Origin of the sequence: Robertmurraya korlensis, from assembly GCF_023715225.1 — a bacterium.
Lineage (GTDB): Bacteria > Bacillota > Bacilli > Bacillales > Cytobacillaceae > Robertmurraya_A.
Map to the genome: position 1 here is coordinate 730,240 of NZ_JAMBNS010000001.1, position 19,071 is coordinate 749,310.

The window sequence follows — 19,071 nt, forward strand, 5'->3', positions numbered from 1 at the left end:
GGCTATTTATATTATATACTGGATTTTTTTAGTATCAACAATAATGATCAAAGAAGTTAAAAAAAGAGTGGATACAGGAACATTCGCAAATGGTACAATATACATTGAAAAAATACGGGCATGGAGGTAACATCATTGAACATCAAGGTTAGCGTAAAAAGTGATATTGAAATTGCACAATCTGCAGAAATGAAACCGATCATTCAAATTGCTGAAAAAATTGGATTAACAGATGATGACCTCGAGTTATATGGGAAGTATAAGGCAAAACTTTCATCTGACACATTAAGTAAAATCCAAGGAAATCCAAATGGTAAAATCATTCTTGTAACAGCAATTAATCCGACTCCCGCAGGGGAAGGGAAGTCTACTGTAACTGTTGGATTAGGAGATGCTTTTTCTCAACTTGGAAAAAAGGTAATGATTGCTATGAGAGAACCATCCTTAGGGCCAACGATGGGAGTTAAGGGTGGAGCCGCTGGTGGTGGATATTCTCAAGTACTGCCGATGGACGAAATAAATTTACATTTTACAGGCGACCTACATGCCATTACGACGGCAAATAATGCATTAGCTGCATTAATTGACAATCATATCCAACAAGGAAACGAACTACAAATCGATCAACGTAGAATTGTTTGGAAGAGAGCACTCGATTTAAATGACCGTGCTTTAAGAAATGTAATTATTGGGTTAGGCGGGCCGATGCAGGGGGTACCTCGTGAGGATGGCTTTGATATTACAGTCGCCTCCGAAATAATGGCTGTACTTTGCTTAGCGAAAGACTTAAAGGATTTAAAGCGAAGACTATCTGAGATGGTAGTAGCTTACAATATAAACAAACAACCGGTAACTGTTTCGCATCTTGGTGTAGAGGGTGCTCTAGCGCTCATATTAAAAGATGCGGTCAAACCAAATCTTGTACAGACGATTGAGCATACTCCTGCGCTCGTCCATGGTGGACCATTCGCCAACATTGCCCATGGCTGTAACTCTGTCATTGCTACTACAGCAGCGTCTAAGCTTGCTGATTTCGTTATTACAGAGGCTGGATTTGGTGCTGATTTAGGAGCAGAAAAGTTTTTACATATTAAAGCAAGAAACGGGGATGTATTACCGGAGGCGGTTGTTGTTGTAGCTACGATTAGAGCCCTGAAGATGCATGGCGGTGTTGGAAAGCAGGATCTTAATAATGAAAATATTGAAGCTTTAATTGCTGGTCTTGATAACTTGAAAAAACATGTACAAACGATCAGAAGCTTCGGATTACCTGTCGTTGTTGCCATAAATAAATTTATTTCTGATACCAATCTTGAAGTGGACACCTTATTAGAATTGTGTGAAAAGGAAGGGGTACAAGTTGCCTTAACCGAAGTATGGGAAAAGGGTGGAAAAGGTGGTATTGCTCTTGCAGAAAAACTGTTAAAAGCCATTGAAGGTCATAATGAAGAATATGCTCCTTTATATAATGTAAGTGACTCAATTGAAGAGAAGATCCGTTCAATTGTTCAAAAGGTGTATGGGGGCAAGGATGTTGAGTTTTCATCAAAGGCGAAAAAGCAAATAAAGGACTTTGAGCAATATGGATGGGACGGCCTTCCAATTTGTATGGCCAAAACTCAATATTCCCTTTCAGATGACCCGAGTAAACTTGGTAGACCAACCGATTTTACTGTTGTAGTTAGAGAATTAAAACCTTCGATTGGTGCTGGTTTCCTTGTTGCTTTAACAGGGGATGTGATGACGATGCCAGGTTTACCGAAGCAACCTGCTGCTCTAAAAATGGATGTTGATGATAAAGGCAATGCAATAGGATTATTCTAATCGAATGATGATGGGTGAGGTATTTCTCCATGTTTGATCCTACGGCTTTTGATAATATAAAGTTTGTTTTAGAAGGTGCTCTTTATGATCTAGATTTAGATGGTCAAATATGCGTCATGGATCGGAACGACATGATAAATGTAGCAAAACTATCACGACAGTTAGAAATGACCATTAAGAAGAATAGGAATAGTAAGAGTAGCTGTACAGTTGTTTTACGGGCAGATATAACGAATTTAGCTGCAGAGTTACATCCAAAATTACAATCTGAAAAGGAAGCGGGCTGCCATATTAAAATGGTGTTCTTAATCCCAGAGCAACGTTCTTTTAATATGAAAATTTTAGAAGATCTTCAATCCATTTGGGGTAACGACAGAGAGTATCATTGTAAGATCATCTCTGACCCGCTTCAAGACCAGTCCCCCAATAAAATAGAGATAGAAGTTATTTTTAAAAGACTTATTTACGAGGAGCAAATAGAGGATCTAACGGTGCTTGCAGATGTTATATTACAATCCTTAGATAAACTTGAACTAGATGGGTAACAATAGGAGGAGTTAAGGGATGACGGTATATCAGTTTGAAGCGAAGAAAATTAATGGCCAAACAATTTCTCTTTCAGAATATAAGGGAGACGTTCTATTAATTGTAAACACAGCTAGTAATTGTGGGTTTACCTCACAATACAAAGAACTTCAAGAGCTTTATGAACAGTATAAAGAAAAAGGATTTACTGTGTTAGGCTTTCCGTGTAATCAATTTATGAATCAAGAGCCTGGTACCGAGTCTGATATCCAGTCTTTTTGTGAAATGAATTTTGGAGTAACGTTTCCATTGTTTTCGAAGGTGGATGTTAATGGGAAAAATGCTCACCCTCTTTTTCAATTTTTAACGGAAGAGGCACCAGGAGTACTAGGGATGAAGGCTGTTAAATGGAATTTCACTAAGTTTTTAGTTAACCGTTCGGGCGAGGTAGTGGAAAGATATGCCCCTAATACGAACCCAATAGAAATATCAGAAGATATTGAAAAGCTGATTTAATTTGAAACCCTTGCAAATAGCAAGGGTTCTTAATTAGATGTAATTTTCTGAATTATCTTTACATAATTAATAATTATTAATACTATAAAGTTTATAGGGGGGATTAAAATGAAGAAAATTGCATGGGTAACGGATAGTACCGCTTGCTTAGATGAAGAACTAACCAAACATCCTGACGTATACATTGTACCAATGACGATTGTTTTAGATGAAAAGGAATATAAGGATGGTATAGATTTAACAGCAGAAGAGCTCTATGAGAAATTGAAACATCTTCAAGTTCCGCCAAAAACATCACAACCATCTGTAGGTGAGTTTGTATCATTGTTTGAGAAGCTAGAAGGAGAGTATGATCACGTGTTCTCTGTTCTCGTATCAGCTAAATTAAGCGGTACGGTCTCTTCGAGTGTTCAGGCGGCCGAAATGGTGAAAATACCGGTTACAACCATCGATTCAAAGATACTTTCTTATCCTCTTTCTCGAATGATAAAGAAAGGAATGGAATGGACGGAAGCTGGTAATTCCGTTGAAGAGCTAAACCAAAAGTTATGTGAGCTTGCCAATACGAACGAGACATTTGTATTAATCGGAAGTTTGGAACAATTACACAGAAGTGGAAGGATGAACGGATTATCCTTTTTCCTAGGCAGCATGCTAAATATTAAACCGATCATTTCCATTGAAGACGGCGTATTACAGGCAAAAGAGAAAATTAGAAGTGAAAGCAAAGGAATGGAGAAAATCATCTCTTATCTTCAAGCTTCCATTGAGAATTATGATACAAAGGAAGCCTATATTTTATACGGACTTCATGATAAGGAAGCAAGAAAATGGCATGATGAATTGTGTGAACGTTTCCCTGATGTGACATTTGGGATATATCCTTTAGGTGCAACGATCGGTGTCCATGCAGGCGAAAATACTATCGGAATTAGCTGGTTTAATAGACTGTAAAGGGAGTGCGTCCTTTGTGCACTTCCTTTTCTTTTTCGAAAAAAAGAAGTTCATGGTAGAATATGAGTGGAAAGAATGAGGTGTTCTAATGAAGCAAGTAATAGCCAAGACAGAAGAGTTTGTCAAACGAGAAATGTACGCAGATTCAACTGGTCATGATTGGTTTCATATTGATAGAGTACGGAATATGGCTTTGCAAATTCATGAAAAGGAAAAGGTGGGAGATCCTTTCATTATTGAGTTAGCTGCTCTACTTCATGATATTTCTGACGAAAAACTACATATCTCGAAGGAAGAGGGAGAAAAGAAGCTTACTTCCTTTTTAAGTCAGTTACCTTTAGATGAATGGAAGAAAAACCATATTAAAGAAATCATTGAAACCATTTCATTTAAAGGTGGAAATAATCGAAACATCACTACCATTGAAGCTGCCATCGTCCAAGATGCTGATCGCTTAGATGCGATCGGTGCGATAGGGATAGCCAGGGCATTTGCTTATGGAGGGAAAAAAGGTCAACCCATTTATGATCCGACAATTACTGTCCGATCAAGCATGACAAACGAAGAGTACCGCAAAGGCCATTCTTCCTCTATTAATCATTTTTATGAAAAATTACTAAAGCTAAAAGAAAAAATGAATACAAAATCAGGAAGTGAAATAGCTGAGAGACGTCATGCATATATGGAAGATTTCTTACATGAATTTTACAATGATTGGAATGGAAAACGTCAATGATTAGTATCGAAAACGTGACAAAAACATATGGAGAAAAGGAATTATTCAATGAAATTTCTTTTACAATAAGTGCGAAAGAGAGAGTTGGACTTATTGGGGTAAATGGAACAGGAAAGTCCTCACTATTAAAAATAGTAGCAGGCGTTGATTTTCCAGATTCAGGAGAGGTAACGGCACCAAAAGATTATCGAGTTGCCTATTCTGAACAAAATCCGGATCTCAACCCAGATTTATCGGTCCTTGATCAAGTTTTTGCTGGCGAGGCACCTGTATTGAAGCTTCTAAAAGAGTACGAAGAAACTCTTCTAGTGCTTCATAGAGTCCCGGATGATAGTAAAGTTCAAGAGAAACTGTTTGACTTACAAAAGAAAATGGATGCTTTAGATGGATGGGATGCAAGTACGAACGCAAAAACGATTTTAAATAAGCTTGGAATTGAAGAGTATGAAAAAAAGATTGGAGAATTATCTGGTGGACAGAAAAAACGGGTAGCTCTTGCTCAAGTGTTAATTCAATCTCCAGATTTATTGATCCTAGATGAGCCTACCAATCATTTAGATTTCGAGTCGGTGAAATGGCTTGAAGATTATTTAAGTAGGTATACAGGTGCCTTATTGCTTGTGACGCATGATCGATATTTCTTAGACCGTGTGACGAACCGCGTGTTTGAACTGGATGGTGGCAGACTATACAGCTATAAAGGAAATTATGCAGATTTTCTGGAATCTAAGGCCATTCGTGAAGAGAATGAAGCGGCGACTCTTGAAAAACAAAAAAATCTTTTTAGACGAGAGTTAGAGTGGATTAGACGAGGGGCAAAGGCGCGAACAACAAAACAGAAAGCAAGAATACAACGTTTTGAAAAGCTGGATGAGAACTTAAGCTCTGTAAAAACCACGGAAAAGCTAGATTTATCTTTATCAGGTAGCCGTTTAGGTAAGCAAGTATTCGAATTAAAAGATGCAACAAAAACGTACGAATCAAAAGTGATCCTTAGGTCTTACGATTTACTAGTGAAACCTCATGACAGAATTGGAATTATTGGAAAAAATGGTACAGGTAAATCAACCTTATTAAATATTCTAGCTGGTAAAATCCCTCTAGATTCAGGTGAACGAATCATCGGCCAAACAGTGAAAGTTGCCTTTTATACTCAAGAAAATGAAGATATGGACGTTTCAAAACGGATGATTGAATACATCAAAGAAACGGCACAGGTAATTCATACATCTGATGGAAAAACCATTTCCGCGACACAAATGTTAGAAAGATTTCTTTTTCCTTCATACACACACGGTACCCCTATTAGAAAGTTATCGGGGGGAGAACGACGTCGCTTGTATTTATTAAAGCTTTTAATGACGGAACCGAATGTTTTGTTATTAGACGAACCAACGAATGATCTAGATACTCAAACATTAACGGTCTTAGAGGACTATTTAGAAGATTTTCCTGGAGTAGTGATTACAGTATCCCACGATCGTTATTTCTTAGACAAAGTGGTGGAACAATTGCTTGTGCTTGAAGGTAATGGAGCAATTGAATCTTATTATGGAAACTACAGTGAATTCCTTGAAAAGCAAGTAGAAAAGCCGGTGGTTCGAGCAAGTGTAGTAGAGAAACCAGTGGAAGAAGAAAAACCAAAGAAGAAACGAATGAGCTATAAGGAAAAGCTTGAATGGGAATCCATTGATTCTGACATTGAGAATGCGGAAAAAAGACTTGAAGAAATTGCTGTAGAGATGGGGAAAACAGGCAGTAATTTTGAAAGGGCTCAAGCTTTAATGGAAGAAGAAAATGCTTTAAATGAAAAGCTTGAATATTTGATTGAGCGTTGGAGCTATTTATCTGAAATTGCAGAGAATAGTTAAATATATGAACAAGGGAAGGATGAAGAGGTTTGAAAATACGATCCATTGAACCAACTCCTAGTCCGAATACGATGAAGGTTATTTTAAATGAAGAGCTTCCAATGGGAAAAAGTAATAACTATAAGAAAGAGACAAGTGCCGGTGCTCCAAAGGTTATTCAAGATATCTTGACCATTGAAGGAGTAAAGGGCGTGTATCATGTAGCTGATTTCCTAGCGGTGGAAAGAAATGCGAAATACGATTGGAAAGAAATTTTACCGAAAGTAAGGCTTGCATTCGGTGAAGAAACGGAAATAGTGGACCAAGAAGAAACGATTAATGAGCATTATGGAGAAATTCAGGTGCTTGTTCAGATGTATAAAGGCATTCCGATGCAAATTAAGCTAACGGATGGTACAGAAGAAAGACGATATGGATTACCAGAACAGTATAAAGAGGCGGTTTCAAAGGCTCAGGATCCAGAGGATAACGTTGTAATGGTTCGACGGTGGAAAGAGTTTGGTGTTCGATACGGAGATTTCGATCAAATTGGTCAGGAAGTATTAGAAGAACTTATGGCTGCTTATACATCAGACCGACTAGATGAACTCATTCAAGAGGCGACAAGTAAGGGAACATCCAAGGTTGTAAAAAGACAGAAACAAAAGCTAAATGTTCATTCTCTTAATGATCCAGATTGGAGAAAAAGATATCAGCTTCTAGAGCAAATGGACCATCCTGAAGTTGAAGATCTCCCAGTGCTAGAAACAGCATTGAACGACGAAAAGGCCTCCATTCGGAGATTAGCTACTGTTTATTTAGGGATGATTGAAGATAAAAAAGTATTACCTCTCCTCTATAAAGCATTAAAGGATAAAACAGTGACTGTTAGACGTACGGCAGGAGACTGCTTATCAGACCTAGGGTTTGAAGAGGCGATGGAAGAAATGATGAAGGCATTAAGTGATGGAAGTAAATTGGTGCGCTGGAGAGCGGCAATGTTTCTATATGAATTGGGAGATGACCGTGCACTTTCTGCCCTTAAGGCAGCAGAAGAAGATCCGGAATTTGAAGTAAGCTTACAAATTAAACTTGCTATCGAAAGAATTGAATTGGGTGAGGATGCAAAAGGATCAGTTTGGAAACAAATGACGGAAGCAAGAAAACAAAACTAAGAAAATTGCATCATTTGAAATAAATATAGTATGCTAACTATGGATATAGATAGTAGGAGGGATTTTTTATGTCAATGGCATATGAGGAATATATGAGACAAATGGTAAAGCCAATGCGTGAAGAACTGGTTCATGCGGGTTTTGAAGAGTTACAATCAGAAGTAGAAGTAGAAAATTTTATGGATCAAAACGATGACACTGCCTTAATTTTTGTTAACTCTGTATGTGGCTGCGCTGCAGGTTTAGCTCGTCCAGCTGCAACTCAAGCAGTTGTTAGAACGGACAAAAAACCTGCCAAGCTGGTTACTGTTTTTGCTGGTCAAGACAAAGAAGCAACGGCTAAAATGCGTGAGTATTTCGAAGGGTTCCCACCGTCATCTCCTTCCATGGTACTTGTAAAAGGGAAGCAAGTGGTTCACTTTATCCATCGCCACGATATCGAAGACCACACAATGGAAGAAATTATGGAGAATCTCCAATCAGCATTTGAACAAAATTGTTAAAGGAAAAGGGATGTCAGTTGACATTCCTTTTTTTCTGAAAGGAAAGAAACTATATGTTTGTCACAACAGCAGGACGAACTAATCCAGACATGATTGAAGAGGCAAAGACGATAGCGTTGGAACTCGAATGTCCCTATCAGGAAAGACGGAAAAAATCGGTTCAGACTCTGCAATCTTTGTATAAGGGAGATTGTATTGTCGTTGGAAAGGAAAGACTGGAGTTATTTTTAATGAATTCAGATGAGCCGTTTTTCTTCCATCCTAACTCCTCTATGTTCAGAATTAAAAGACTGCTAAAATACGAACACGATCCTTTTATTGATGCAACAGGTCTGGTGAAAGGAATGAGTCTCCTTGATTGTACATTAGGACTTGCCTCCGACAGTATTGTTGCTAGCTTTGTTGTTGGAGCATCAGGAAAAGTGGTTGGGACAGAAGAAAATAAATACCTTGCATATCTTGTAAGTCGAGGATTAAAGAGCTGGCAGTCTGGTTTAGCAGGAATGGATGAGGCTATGCGTGCCATTTCGGTACAACATTCAAGTGCATTATCATATATTAAGAAAATTCCTAGCAATGAGTTTGATTGCGTGTATATTGACCCAATGTTTGAAGAAACCATCTTGGAGTCGGACGGAATACGTGCATTAGCTGAGTTAGCGGTGTATTCAGAAGTAAGGGAAGAGTTCATTTCGGAGGCGAAAAGAGTGGCGAGGAGACGGCTCGTGTTAAAGGATCATTTTCGTAGCAAGCGCTTCGAGCAGTTTGGATTCTCAGTTATGAAAAGACCGTCAGCTAAATTTCATTTCGGGATTATTACAAAATGATGATATTTGTTATTTAATCTCCCACTTTCTACTGTAAAAAGAGTATAATATGAGAAAAGAGCCATTATTTTCTAAATATTCTTAAATGCTAGTAGAAAGGATTGGAGATCATGCCAAAATGGTTGCAAAAATCCTTCGTCGTGTTGGTTACAATATTAACTTTTGGTTTGGTAACACCATCCCAAACCTTTCTATATAATCAGGCTTCGGCGGATAAACCAACACGTGAAGATTCAGTTAAAGCGGAAACTACATATACTCAAATAGAAGAGATTACGGAAGAAGAGTTAGATAGTAGCGACCAGATCATACAAAGCTGGTTAAATGAAGCAGAAGAGTTATCATACCTGAAATTTGGAAGCAGAATCAAGCCTGTGATAGAAGACGAATTTAAACAGATTATTCTACCGAATATTCATAAAGCAATTGAAGAAGTTGCCGTACAGTACCCGGAAGAAAAACTATCATACCTAGAATTAAGCGAAGTCCCAACTGGAGGCAACGCTGAAAAAATATTTCACCTGTTTAGCAAAGAAAACAACAAAGACATCATCCGCTTCCACGTAAGAAAGGACCACCCACCCCAAAGTGGCTATTGGTTTAACTTTCACTACCACACAAGCGATGACAATTTCGAAGCCCACCACGACCTAGGATCAATCTATTGGGACACAAACACCCCACCTAAGTGGATGAGCTGACAAGAAATCCCCTTCGACTGGATGTCGGAGGGGATTTTTGTGTCTTGGCAGAAAGGAATATAGTTAGTTGCGCAATGGTAAGTGAACTCTATGACATAGGACAAGAGATTTCCAGAAACTAGTGAAATCGGAGGACCAAGTTGGGCTTTAGGACATGTAATTTCCAGAAACTAGTGGAATAGGTGTGGTAAGTTTGGCTTTAGGACATTTGATTTCCAGAACCTGCAACTCAAAAGAAATTTCACGCTCTTTTACAATCAAAATTTCACATCCCCTCTAGAAATAAAACAAATAGGAAAACCACCGACAATCACTTGAGCCAAAACTCAAATACCTCCAAAATTTTCACCTCCTAATTGACCTAGCCTCCAAAACATTATACCCTTGTAAAAGACTAGTATTTCGTAAAATTTGTGACAGTAGGTGGAAGAATGAAACAATATTTAGAGCTATGTAAGCATGTGTTAGAAAATGGTGTGAAAAAACAAGATCGTACAGGAACGGGCACCATAAGTACATTTGGTTATCAAATGCGTTTTGATTTACAAGAAGGTTTTCCTCTTGTGACAACAAAAAAATTACATTTGAAATCAATTATTCATGAACTACTTTGGTTCCTTCAAGGTGACACGAATATAAAGTATCTACAAGATAACGGCGTTCGCATTTGGAATGAATGGGCAGACGAAGAAGGAAATTTAGGTCCTGTGTACGGACACCAGTGGAGATCATGGACAACTTCGACAGGGGAAACAGTGGACCAAATTACTGAGCTGGTTAATCAAATTAAAACAAACCCTGATTCAAGGCGTTTAATTGTAAATGCATGGAATGTCGGTGATATTGATAAAATGGCACTTCCTCCTTGTCACTGTCTATTTCAATTTCATGTGGCAGACGGTAAGCTAAGCTGTCAGTTATATCAACGTTCGGCTGATGTGTTTTTAGGTGTTCCATTTAATATAGCGTCCTATGCGCTTTTAACAATGATGGTTGCACAAGTATGTGATCTTGAACCAGGTGAATTTATTCATACGTTTGGGGATGCGCATATTTACTTGAATCATATAGAGCAAGTAGAACTACAGCTTACTAGACAGCCACATCCATTACCTACTTTAAAAATAAACCCAGAGAAAAAAGACCTGTTTGGCTTTACGTATGACGATTTTGAGTTGGTTAACTACGAGGCACATCCTCATATTAAAGGGGCTGTTAGTGTATGATTTCCCTTCTTTGGGCAATGGACGAGAACCGGGCGATCGGTCGTAACAATCAACTTCCTTGGCATCTTCCTGAGGATTTAAAGTATTTTAAAAGAGTAACAATGGGAAAGCCCATTGCGATGGGCAGAAAAACATATGATTCTATTGGACGGCCACTACCTGGTCGAGAAAATATTGTTATAACACGTAGTCAAGGAATAACTATTGAAGGCTGTACAGTTATTCATGATGTAAAAGATTTATTAAAGCGTGACGATGAAGAGCTTTTTGTGATTGGTGGAGCTGAAATTTTTAGAGAGATTCTTCCTTTCGCAGATCGCCTTTATGTTACGGAAATTCGTGAAGAGTTCGAGGCAGATACGTTTTTCCCGGAATACAATTTATCCGACTGGGAGCTTATTGAATCCACTCCAGGTGTGAAAGACGAAAAAAACCCTTACGACTATGAATTTCTAGTGTACCAACGTAAGCAGTGAGTAATCACTGCTTATTTTTTATACATAAAATCTATTCAATCAAGTATAATTAGTGTGGTTACATAATGGAGGGATAACAGGATGATTAGGCTGATGGCCGTTTTTTTGTACATGAGTGGGTACTTGGTTTATAGCATACCTAAATTACAAAGAATGAAAAAATTAGACAAACGTTTATCAGTTTCAGAAAGAGATCAGTTAATTCATACGATTCCAAACAAATGGTCGAAAACAATTATGAAATTGACGGGTTCTAAGGTGAAGGTGGAGGGGATTGAGAATCTTCCTGAAGGTGCAGTTGTCATGATTAGCAATCACGAAGGAGACTTTGATATTCCTACATTGCTGGCTAGCATTGAAAAGCCCTTTGGGTTTATATCAAAAGTAGAAGTGAAAAAAGTCCCGATTCTTTCTACATGGATGGAAATCATGAATTGCGTGTTTATTGATCGAAGCGATCGTAGGAAATCGGTTCAATCGATACGGGAGGCTGTTAAGTTATTAAATGAGGGTCACTCCATTGCTATTTTTCCAGAAGGAACGAGAAGTAAAGGGGGACCGGTTGGTGAGTTTAAATCTGGCGGATTCCGACTTGCAAAGGATGCGAAGGTACCAATTGTGCCGATTAGTATTTCTGGTACATCTGACGTATTCGAAAAAAATGGCCGTTTGGTGAAACCAGCTTCCATTCAGGTGAGGATATTACCTAGTGTTCCTTCTACGATATTTGATCAAAAGGATATGAAGGAAGTTTCAGATTACGTCCGAGAGATCATTGTTAATTCTCAAAAGGATGAAAAAATCGCATCATGACATGCTAGGCTTTAGGAGTCTAGCTTTTTTTTCTTTTTCTGAGGATAGGCTAAACCAATTATAACCAGTTCTATAAATTGAAAAATACAAATTTTTTGATAATAAGCTTGAAATGATGGGTGAGAGTGGTATAATGTACTGATTATAACGGGAAAATGGAGGATGGTTATGGAACAGAAAGTGCTGAAAAAAAGATGGGTGCAGGTTGAAGATATTTTAATTGCGCACCACCAACTTAAAGACATCGTTGCCCATACACCGTTACAAAAAAACGAGCGTTTATCAGAAAAATATGATTGTAATGTGTATTTAAAAAGGGAAGATTTGCAGCACGTTCGCTCTTTTAAGTTAAGAGGTGCTTTTTATAAGATGAAAGCACTTGGTAAGGACAATCTCTCTAATGGGGTTGTTTGTGCAAGTGCGGGAAATCATGCTCAAGGTGTAGCATATGCTTGTCGTCATCTTGGTGTACAAGGGAAAATTTATATGCCAACGACTACACCGAAGCAAAAAGTTGGGCAAGTAGAGTTATTTGGTAGAGGGTTTATTGAAATTATTCTTGTTGGGGATACGTTCGATGATTCTTATGCTAAAGCGGTTGAGTGTGCGGAAAAAGAAGGAAGGACCTTCATTCATCCTTTTGATGATGAGCTTGTAATCGCAGGACAAGGAACGGTCGCTGTAGAAATACTGCAGGATTGTGAAGAATCCGTAGATTATGTGTTTGCTAGTATTGGTGGTGGAGGACTCATGGCGGGTGTGAGCACGTACGTAAAAAGCGTCTCTCCTCAAACAAAGCTAATAGGTGTGGAACCTTATGGTGCCCCAGCGATGAAGACCTCTTTTCATAACGAAGTGGTGACTCCTCTTGATGACATCGATAAGTTCGTTGATGGAGCTGCTGTAAAAAGTGTGGGTAGTAAAACATTTGATACTTGCTATGAATTGTTGGATGATATTCTACTGGTTCCAGAAGGGAAGGTTTGCACAAGTATTTTAGAATTATACAACGAGCATGCCATCGTGGCTGAGCCAGCTGGTGCATTACCAATTGCAGCTCTTGATCTTTATAAGGATGAAATTAAAGGGAAAAATATTGTTGTTATTATCAGCGGTGGAAATAACGATATTGGTCGTATGCAGGAAATTAAAGAGCGTTCATTGTTGTATGAAGGTCTACTTTATTATTTCATCGTTAACTTCCCTCAACGTGCGGGTGCACTTCGTGAGTTTTTAGATGAAGTATTGTCACCAACGGATGATATTACACAATTCGAATATACTAAGAAAAATAATAAAGAAAATGGACCAGCACTTGTAGGAATCGAAATACAGAAGAAGGAAGACTACAAAGGATTAATTGAAAGATTAAACAAAAAAGGTTTTGCTTTTACAGAGGTAAATAAAGATAGTAACTTATTTAATTTGCTCATTTAATGTATAATGATAAGAGGAAATGACATCTACTGAAATTGTGAACTTATTATGACAATGTGCTTCATATTGGCTCATTCTCTGTTAAAAGTACTATAATCGTAGTAGATTAGTTATTCTAATTAACCAAAGGGGATGTTCTACAGTGTTTTCAAACATCGGAGTTCCTGGATTGATCCTTATCCTTGTACTTGCTTTAATTATTTTCGGACCTAAAAAGCTCCCTGAGATTGGTCGTGCATTTGGTCAAACTCTTCGTGAATTTAAAAAATCTACTCGTGAGCTAACAAGTGATGTAATGGAAGAGCTCGATGAGGATAAAAAGAAGAATGCTACGAAATAAGGTGTAAGATATTTCTTACACTTTTTTTCTCGATTACATTTTGTTTATGGTAGGGGACTTACATGGAGGATAAAGAATTACAGCTTGTTGATCATCTTGACGAATTAAGAAAAAGACTTATTATCTCTATTGTAGCTTTTTTTGGCTTCTTTGTAGTTGGTTTTATTTATGTTGAAGAAATTTATCAATGGTTTGTACGGGACTTAGACGTTAAGTTGATTGCGTTAGGACCGAGCGATATCGTGTGGGTTTATTTCATGTTAGCTGGTCTAATTGCGATTGCAGGTACCATTCCAGTTCTTGCGTTGCAAATATGGTTGTTTGTCAGACCTGCATTAAAGCCTATGGAAAGAAAAATTACTTTGAGTTATATCCCAGCCTTGTTCATTTTATTTATTGTCGGCTTATGCTTTGGATATTTTGTTATTTTTCCGACCGTAATGGGATTTTTGATTGATCTAAGTGGAGATATGCTTGTTGCTAATTTTACAGCGGACAAGTACTTCCGTTTTATCATGAATATGTCGCTTCCATTTGGATTTTTGTTTGAACTACCTGTTGTCGTAATGTTTTTAACATCTATAGGAATTGTAAATCCGTATGTACTTCAAAAAATACGCAAATATGCATATTTTGTCTTAGTTGTAATATCTGTTGTCATCTCACCTCCTGATTTTATGAGTGATATTTTAGTAACCATTCCACTTCTTTTTTTATACGAAATAAGTATCAATCTTTCGAAAATTGTTTATAAAAGAAAGTTGAAAAAAGAGAAAGAATGGGGTATGGATGAGGATGAGAGAGTAGACTTAGGGTAAAAGATCAAACTCACTTTTTTATAAAAGTGGGTTTTTTGTTTTCAATTGGCCCTCATTTACATTAAAATTAGCTTAAATCGTTCTTGATTAAGAACTATAAAGGTGTAAATGAGGGTTAGTATGGATCAGAAATTATTAGGTTTTCTATTTATTTATCTCGCACTTCTGAACATATTTGACGCTATTGCGACCGCATATGGGTTATCCTTACATACAATAAGAGAAATGAACCCCTTTATGAATGGCATTTATCACATTCATCCGCTTTTATTTTTATCGGTAAAAATATCATTATCAGTACTTCTCATTAGTATGGGAGTTATTTGGGAAAGTTTGATACGAAAAAAAAGAATCATCTCGTTTCTTATTATTCTATCCTCTATCATTTATACACCGGTTTGTTTTACGCATATTTATTGGATGACTCAGTACTACTTATCATAATGATAAAATTTAAATTTTTTCACAACTAGTGTATATTCAGACACACTTCGACAAATAAATATTGTATAATATATACAAACGGGTGAAAAAGAGGATTGATATTTTGCTATTCAAAAGCCTAGAGTTCAAAAATGTTGTTGGACAGAAGGTAAAAGTCATGGAAATTCCAGTATTGGAGGAAGATAGCCCTTATTATTTTTTAATCCAAGTCCGTTTGCAATCATTTATTACGTCTCTATACCGGGACAAACAGCCGAAGAAATGCTATTCTTTTAGAGACTATTTGAAAAAAGCGTTGAAGTGGCCAGTGTACCAGGATGTATTCCAAGTGCCTGAGCTAAAGAATAACGCGTGATCGATGTGTTTGTTTTACTTTGACAGGAGTGTCTTTACATGAAGAGTATCGGTAAATGCCGATACTCTTTCTTTTTTCGACATTAACCTAGAATTCTGTATAATAGGTAGTGAGATTTTAGCATTAGGATGTGAAGGAATTTGAGTAAAATTAAAATAGTGACTGATTCAACGGTGGACATGTCCGATGAATTAATAAGAAAGTATGATATTGAGGTTGTTCCATTATCTATTCAAATTGAAGGTGAGACGTACCTTGATCGAATAGATTTAACTCCAAAGGATTTTTTGAATAAGATGAAGGCAGCAGAGGAGCTCCCTAAAAGTTCACAACCACCAGTTGGAGTATTTGCTGAACTGTATGATCGATTAGGTTCGGAAGGGTATGAAGTTCTTTCAATACATATGACTGGAGGAATGAGTGGTACGGTTCAGTCAGCTGAGACGGCAGCATCCATGTCAAAGGCAAATGTAAAGGTTGTTGACTCTCGCTTTATATCGAAAGCCCTTTCATTTCAGGTGATAGAAGCATCTAAAATGGCTAGAGAAGGGAAAAATATGGATGAGATCTTGGCTAGACTCGACGAAATTCGATCAAATACAAGATTGTTTGTAGTTGTTGATACTCTGGAGAATCTCGTAAAGGGTGGGAGAATCGGTAAGGGAAAGGCAATGATTGGATCCCTTCTTAATATCAAACCAATTGCCTCTCTAGAAGGTGGAGTATATACACCTGTATCGAAAGCTCGAAGCTACAGTCAAGTAGCTAACTATCTTGCAAAGCAATTTGCTGAAGACACCGCTGGTCATACGATCAAAGGTGTTGGACTCGTTCATGCAGAGGCTCCAGAGTTAAATCAAAAGTTGATCTCAGCCTTAAAAAATATAGCTGGTTTCGATTTAATAGATATTGAATATACCACTCCAATCGTTAGTACACATACTGGGCCAGGTGCCATCGGTTTTATGTACTATTTTGAGTAAGTTGCCTGAACAACACCTGTTCAGGTTTTTTTATTTGTTCGACAAATATGAAACGCTGTGTAAAGAATTTATAAAAATATGGAGGAAAGACAAGGATTTTGGATAGTGATGTCGAATAAAAAGGGAGTGAAACCCAATAAAAAGGGAACGGTGTATGTATGAAAAAATGGATCAGGCATCTTTCTTTATACAAGCAAGTTTTATTTTTTTCATTTTTTATTACGTTTGTAGTAATTTTCATGATTTCCAGTTTTAGTTATGCTCTACAGACAAAAAAGGAAATTAAACAATTGACGGATCGAGTTGAGGGTCTGTCAATGCTGTGGACAGCTGTTGTATCACCAGATGATGTAGAGAAAACCATTATGTTAAAGGACCCGAATGATCCTGCGGTAAAGAGATTGCAACAACAGGTTAACTTAATTAACGAGAGGAACTCGTCTTATTTTCATAGTGGAATCGTATCTACTTCTATAAACAAAGATAAAGAAATATATGCCACGGTTGTATCGAATAGTTACGACGGACTGAAGCCTTTTTCTTTTTATAAGTCGGTTGACATTCATATCAATGCTCTTAGGGAAGCTATTGAAGAAAAAAAAGTGGTTAGTACAAAGGTGTATACAGATGATCTTGGGACATGGTTATCTGCGTTTGCTCCAATACAGAACGAAGAAGGAAAAGTAGTCGGGGTATTAGTCATTGATGCAGAAGCATCTTTTATCAAGAATTCGCAGTTAGAAACAATATTATATTTAACGGTTGTCTTTGTCATTACGATTGTTATCGTATTTTTTACCCTTAAGTATGTGTTAAATAATGTGATGGAACCCGTTGATGAGATCCTGTATGGTTTACATGAGGTAAGTGTCGGAAACTTCAATATACATCTAAGTGGTAAGAAAAATTCAAATCTTGACCCATTATATGAACGGTTCAACTTTATGACCCAGCAATTATCCATATTGTTTGATCGATTATCCATTTCAAGTCCATTAAATGGCAAGCAAACTGTTTCGGAAGAACAATTACATACGTTTGAAGTGGCAATTGGGAAAATGGATACAATCATTAAAGAAACAAAATTACTTAAAGAGCTTCAACGAGCTGAGAAAATGAATGCCATTGGTCAATTAGCTGCTTCTGTAGCACACGAAATACGGAATCCAATGACGGTAGTAAAAGGGTTTTTGCAAATCTTTTTAGCAAAAGATGGATTGAGTGAAGAAGAGCATATGTACGTAAAATTAATGCTTGAAGAAATGAACCGTGCCGAGAAAATTATTAATGAATATTTATCTTTAGCGAAACCAGACCTGGAATTTTCAGAAAAGGTTAATGCCGGTGAACTTGCACACAAAGTGATGGATTTAATGAATTCGTATGCACTCATGTCAAAAAGCATTGGGATGCAAACAAAGGTGTCAGGCGATGTGTTTATTAAAGGAAATGTTAGTGAGTTAAAGCAGGTACTTATAAATATTTTAAAAAATGGGATAGAAGCAATGAAGGATGGGGGCACTCTCAGTTTATCTGTACGGGAAGAAGACCATTTTGGTATTTTTGAAATCTTTGATACAGGGATTGGGATGAGTGAGGATGAACTTCAAAGATTAGGAACGGCCTTTTATTCCTTGAAGGAAAAGGGCACGGGTATGGGATTAATGGTTTGTTATCAAATCATTGAAAGAATGAGAGGTTCTATAGAAGTAGAAAGTCAAAAAGGTGTAGGAACAACTTTTCGAATCATTCTTCCGTTATTTAAGGAATAGAGGAATTTTGGTTCTTTTCCCTTTCATCTTATTATTTCGTTTGCTAGAATAAACTTGAAAAGAATGATGAATGCAGGTGGCTAAATGAAGGTTAAGATGTTTAGGTGGGTAAGTATGCTGATGGTATTTATTCTTGCAGCATGTGGGAATAATGGAATACCAGATGCGAAAAATTGGCCAGTGGCTAATTTTACATATACAAATCAGGAAGGCAAGCCCTTTAGTCTAAAGGATCTGGAAGGGAAAATTTGGGTGGCTGATTTTATTTTTACTAATTGTGAGGACGTGTGTCTTCCAATGACGTATAATATGGAAAAGCTTCAACAGATGGTCAAAGATGAAGGAATCGAAAATGTTGAGTTTGTTTCCTTCTCCGTAGATCCTTATGTAGATACACCAGAAGTGTTAAAAGAATTTGGCGAGTATTTCAAGGTCGATTTTGCTAACTGGAATTTTCTAACTGGTTATGAACAAGCGCATATAGAAGAGTTTGCAATGGATTCATTTAAGACAATCGTTAAAAAACCAACAAATCAGGATCAAGTTATTCACGGAACTGACTTTTATCTTGTTAATCAAGATGGTAAAATTATGAAATACTATACTGGTCTTAATGAAATCCCATATGAGGAAATTATTAATGATATGAAAGCCCTTCAATAGACCTTTAAAAAGGTCTATTTTAGTTTATTTGACAAGCAGTTCACCATAGACTATACAAAAAACTATAAAGGCAGGTGTTTTTCTTGAGGTGGGCCTTTATTTTTGTTATTACTTTTGTACTTTCTTCTTGCAG

The 19,071-nt window shown here is 37.2% G+C and carries 21 protein-coding genes; all 21 read left to right on the forward strand.

Going from position 1 to position 19,071, the window contains the following annotated elements; genetic code table 11:
- The first annotated feature begins 135 nt into the window (after positions 1-135).
- Positions 136-1,824: a formate--tetrahydrofolate ligase gene (locus M3175_RS03955; protein ID WP_371321650.1), complete on the forward strand. Its 1,689-nt coding sequence runs from the start codon at positions 136-138 to the stop codon at positions 1,822-1,824.
- Between the two features lie 29 nt (positions 1,825-1,853).
- Positions 1,854-2,369, forward strand: coding sequence for a hypothetical protein (locus M3175_RS03960; RefSeq protein WP_251514951.1), 516 nt, complete (start codon positions 1,854-1,856; stop codon positions 2,367-2,369).
- 19 nt (positions 2,370-2,388) lie between these two features.
- Entirely contained in the window at positions 2,389-2,865 is a 477-nt protein-coding gene (locus tag M3175_RS03965) for a glutathione peroxidase (protein ID WP_251514954.1), read from the forward strand.
- A 108-nt stretch (positions 2,866-2,973) separates the two neighbouring features.
- The gene (locus M3175_RS03970) at positions 2,974-3,819 is read left to right on the forward strand and encodes a DegV family protein (protein ID WP_251514957.1); all 846 of its coding nucleotides are present in this window, start codon (positions 2,974-2,976) and stop codon (positions 3,817-3,819) included.
- Positions 3,820-3,907: 88 nt separating this feature from the next.
- A complete protein-coding gene (locus M3175_RS03975) occupies positions 3,908-4,555 on the forward strand; it encodes an HD domain-containing protein (RefSeq protein WP_251514959.1) in 648 nt (215 codons plus the stop codon).
- Positions 4,552-6,426 carry an ABC-F family ATP-binding cassette domain-containing protein gene (locus tag M3175_RS03980; protein WP_251514962.1) on the forward strand — a complete coding sequence of 625 codons (1,875 nt, stop codon included), beginning with the start codon at positions 4,552-4,554 and terminating at the stop codon, positions 6,424-6,426. Before M3175_RS03975 ends, M3175_RS03980 begins: the two co-directional genes overlap by 4 nt.
- Positions 6,427-6,455: 29 nt before the next feature.
- On the forward strand, positions 6,456-7,580 hold the full coding sequence (locus M3175_RS03985; protein WP_251514964.1) for a conserved virulence factor C family protein: 1,125 nt from the start codon (positions 6,456-6,458) through the stop codon (positions 7,578-7,580).
- Between the two features lie 68 nt (positions 7,581-7,648).
- Positions 7,649-8,083 (forward strand): BrxA/BrxB family bacilliredoxin, encoded by a 435-nt coding sequence (locus tag M3175_RS03990; protein ID WP_251514966.1) that lies wholly within the window; start codon positions 7,649-7,651, stop codon positions 8,081-8,083.
- Positions 8,084-8,136: 53 nt separating this feature from the next.
- Positions 8,137-8,910, forward strand: a complete 774-nt coding sequence (locus tag M3175_RS03995; protein ID WP_251514968.1) for a class I SAM-dependent methyltransferase — start codon at positions 8,137-8,139, stop codon at positions 8,908-8,910.
- A gap of 110 nt (positions 8,911-9,020) precedes the next feature.
- Positions 9,021-9,611 carry a YpjP family protein gene (locus M3175_RS04000; RefSeq protein ID WP_251514970.1) on the forward strand — a complete coding sequence of 197 codons (591 nt, stop codon included), beginning with the start codon at positions 9,021-9,023 and terminating at the stop codon, positions 9,609-9,611.
- Between the two features lie 431 nt (positions 9,612-10,042).
- Positions 10,043-10,837, forward strand: coding sequence for a thymidylate synthase (locus M3175_RS04005; RefSeq protein ID WP_251514972.1), 795 nt, complete (start codon positions 10,043-10,045; stop codon positions 10,835-10,837).
- Positions 10,834-11,313, forward strand: coding sequence for a dihydrofolate reductase (locus M3175_RS04010; protein WP_251514973.1), 480 nt, complete (start codon positions 10,834-10,836; stop codon positions 11,311-11,313). The genes M3175_RS04005 and M3175_RS04010 overlap by 4 nt, the downstream gene beginning before the upstream one ends.
- Before the next feature lie 81 nt (positions 11,314-11,394).
- The gene (locus tag M3175_RS04015; RefSeq protein ID WP_251514975.1) at positions 11,395-12,126 is read left to right on the forward strand and encodes a lysophospholipid acyltransferase family protein; all 732 of its coding nucleotides are present in this window, start codon (positions 11,395-11,397) and stop codon (positions 12,124-12,126) included.
- Between the two features lie 168 nt (positions 12,127-12,294).
- The gene (gene ilvA / locus M3175_RS04020) at positions 12,295-13,563 is read left to right on the forward strand and encodes a threonine ammonia-lyase IlvA (protein WP_251514977.1); all 1,269 of its coding nucleotides are present in this window, start codon (positions 12,295-12,297) and stop codon (positions 13,561-13,563) included.
- 142 nt (positions 13,564-13,705) lie between these two features.
- Positions 13,706-13,903, forward strand: a complete 198-nt coding sequence (locus M3175_RS04025) for a twin-arginine translocase TatA/TatE family subunit (protein ID WP_119708849.1) — start codon at positions 13,706-13,708, stop codon at positions 13,901-13,903.
- 62 nt (positions 13,904-13,965) lie between these two features.
- The gene (gene tatC / locus M3175_RS04030) at positions 13,966-14,721 is read left to right on the forward strand and encodes a twin-arginine translocase subunit TatC (RefSeq protein WP_251514979.1); all 756 of its coding nucleotides are present in this window, start codon (positions 13,966-13,968) and stop codon (positions 14,719-14,721) included.
- Between the two features lie 120 nt (positions 14,722-14,841).
- Positions 14,842-15,165 (forward strand): DUF5658 family protein, encoded by a 324-nt coding sequence (locus tag M3175_RS04035; RefSeq protein ID WP_251514981.1) that lies wholly within the window; start codon positions 14,842-14,844, stop codon positions 15,163-15,165.
- Positions 15,166-15,268: 103 nt separating this feature from the next.
- On the forward strand, positions 15,269-15,520 hold the full coding sequence (locus M3175_RS04040; RefSeq protein ID WP_251514983.1) for a DUF2535 family protein: 252 nt from the start codon (positions 15,269-15,271) through the stop codon (positions 15,518-15,520).
- A gap of 140 nt (positions 15,521-15,660) precedes the next feature.
- On the forward strand, positions 15,661-16,503 hold the full coding sequence (locus M3175_RS04045; RefSeq protein WP_251514985.1) for a DegV family protein: 843 nt from the start codon (positions 15,661-15,663) through the stop codon (positions 16,501-16,503).
- Positions 16,504-16,661: 158 nt separating this feature from the next.
- Entirely contained in the window at positions 16,662-18,275 is a 1,614-nt protein-coding gene (locus M3175_RS04050; RefSeq protein WP_251514987.1) for an ATP-binding protein, read from the forward strand.
- A gap of 96 nt (positions 18,276-18,371) precedes the next feature.
- Complete coding sequence (locus M3175_RS04055; RefSeq protein WP_251514989.1) at positions 18,372-18,938, forward strand: SCO family protein; 567 nt, start codon at positions 18,372-18,374, stop codon at positions 18,936-18,938.
- Positions 18,939-19,071: the final 133 nt, after the last annotated feature.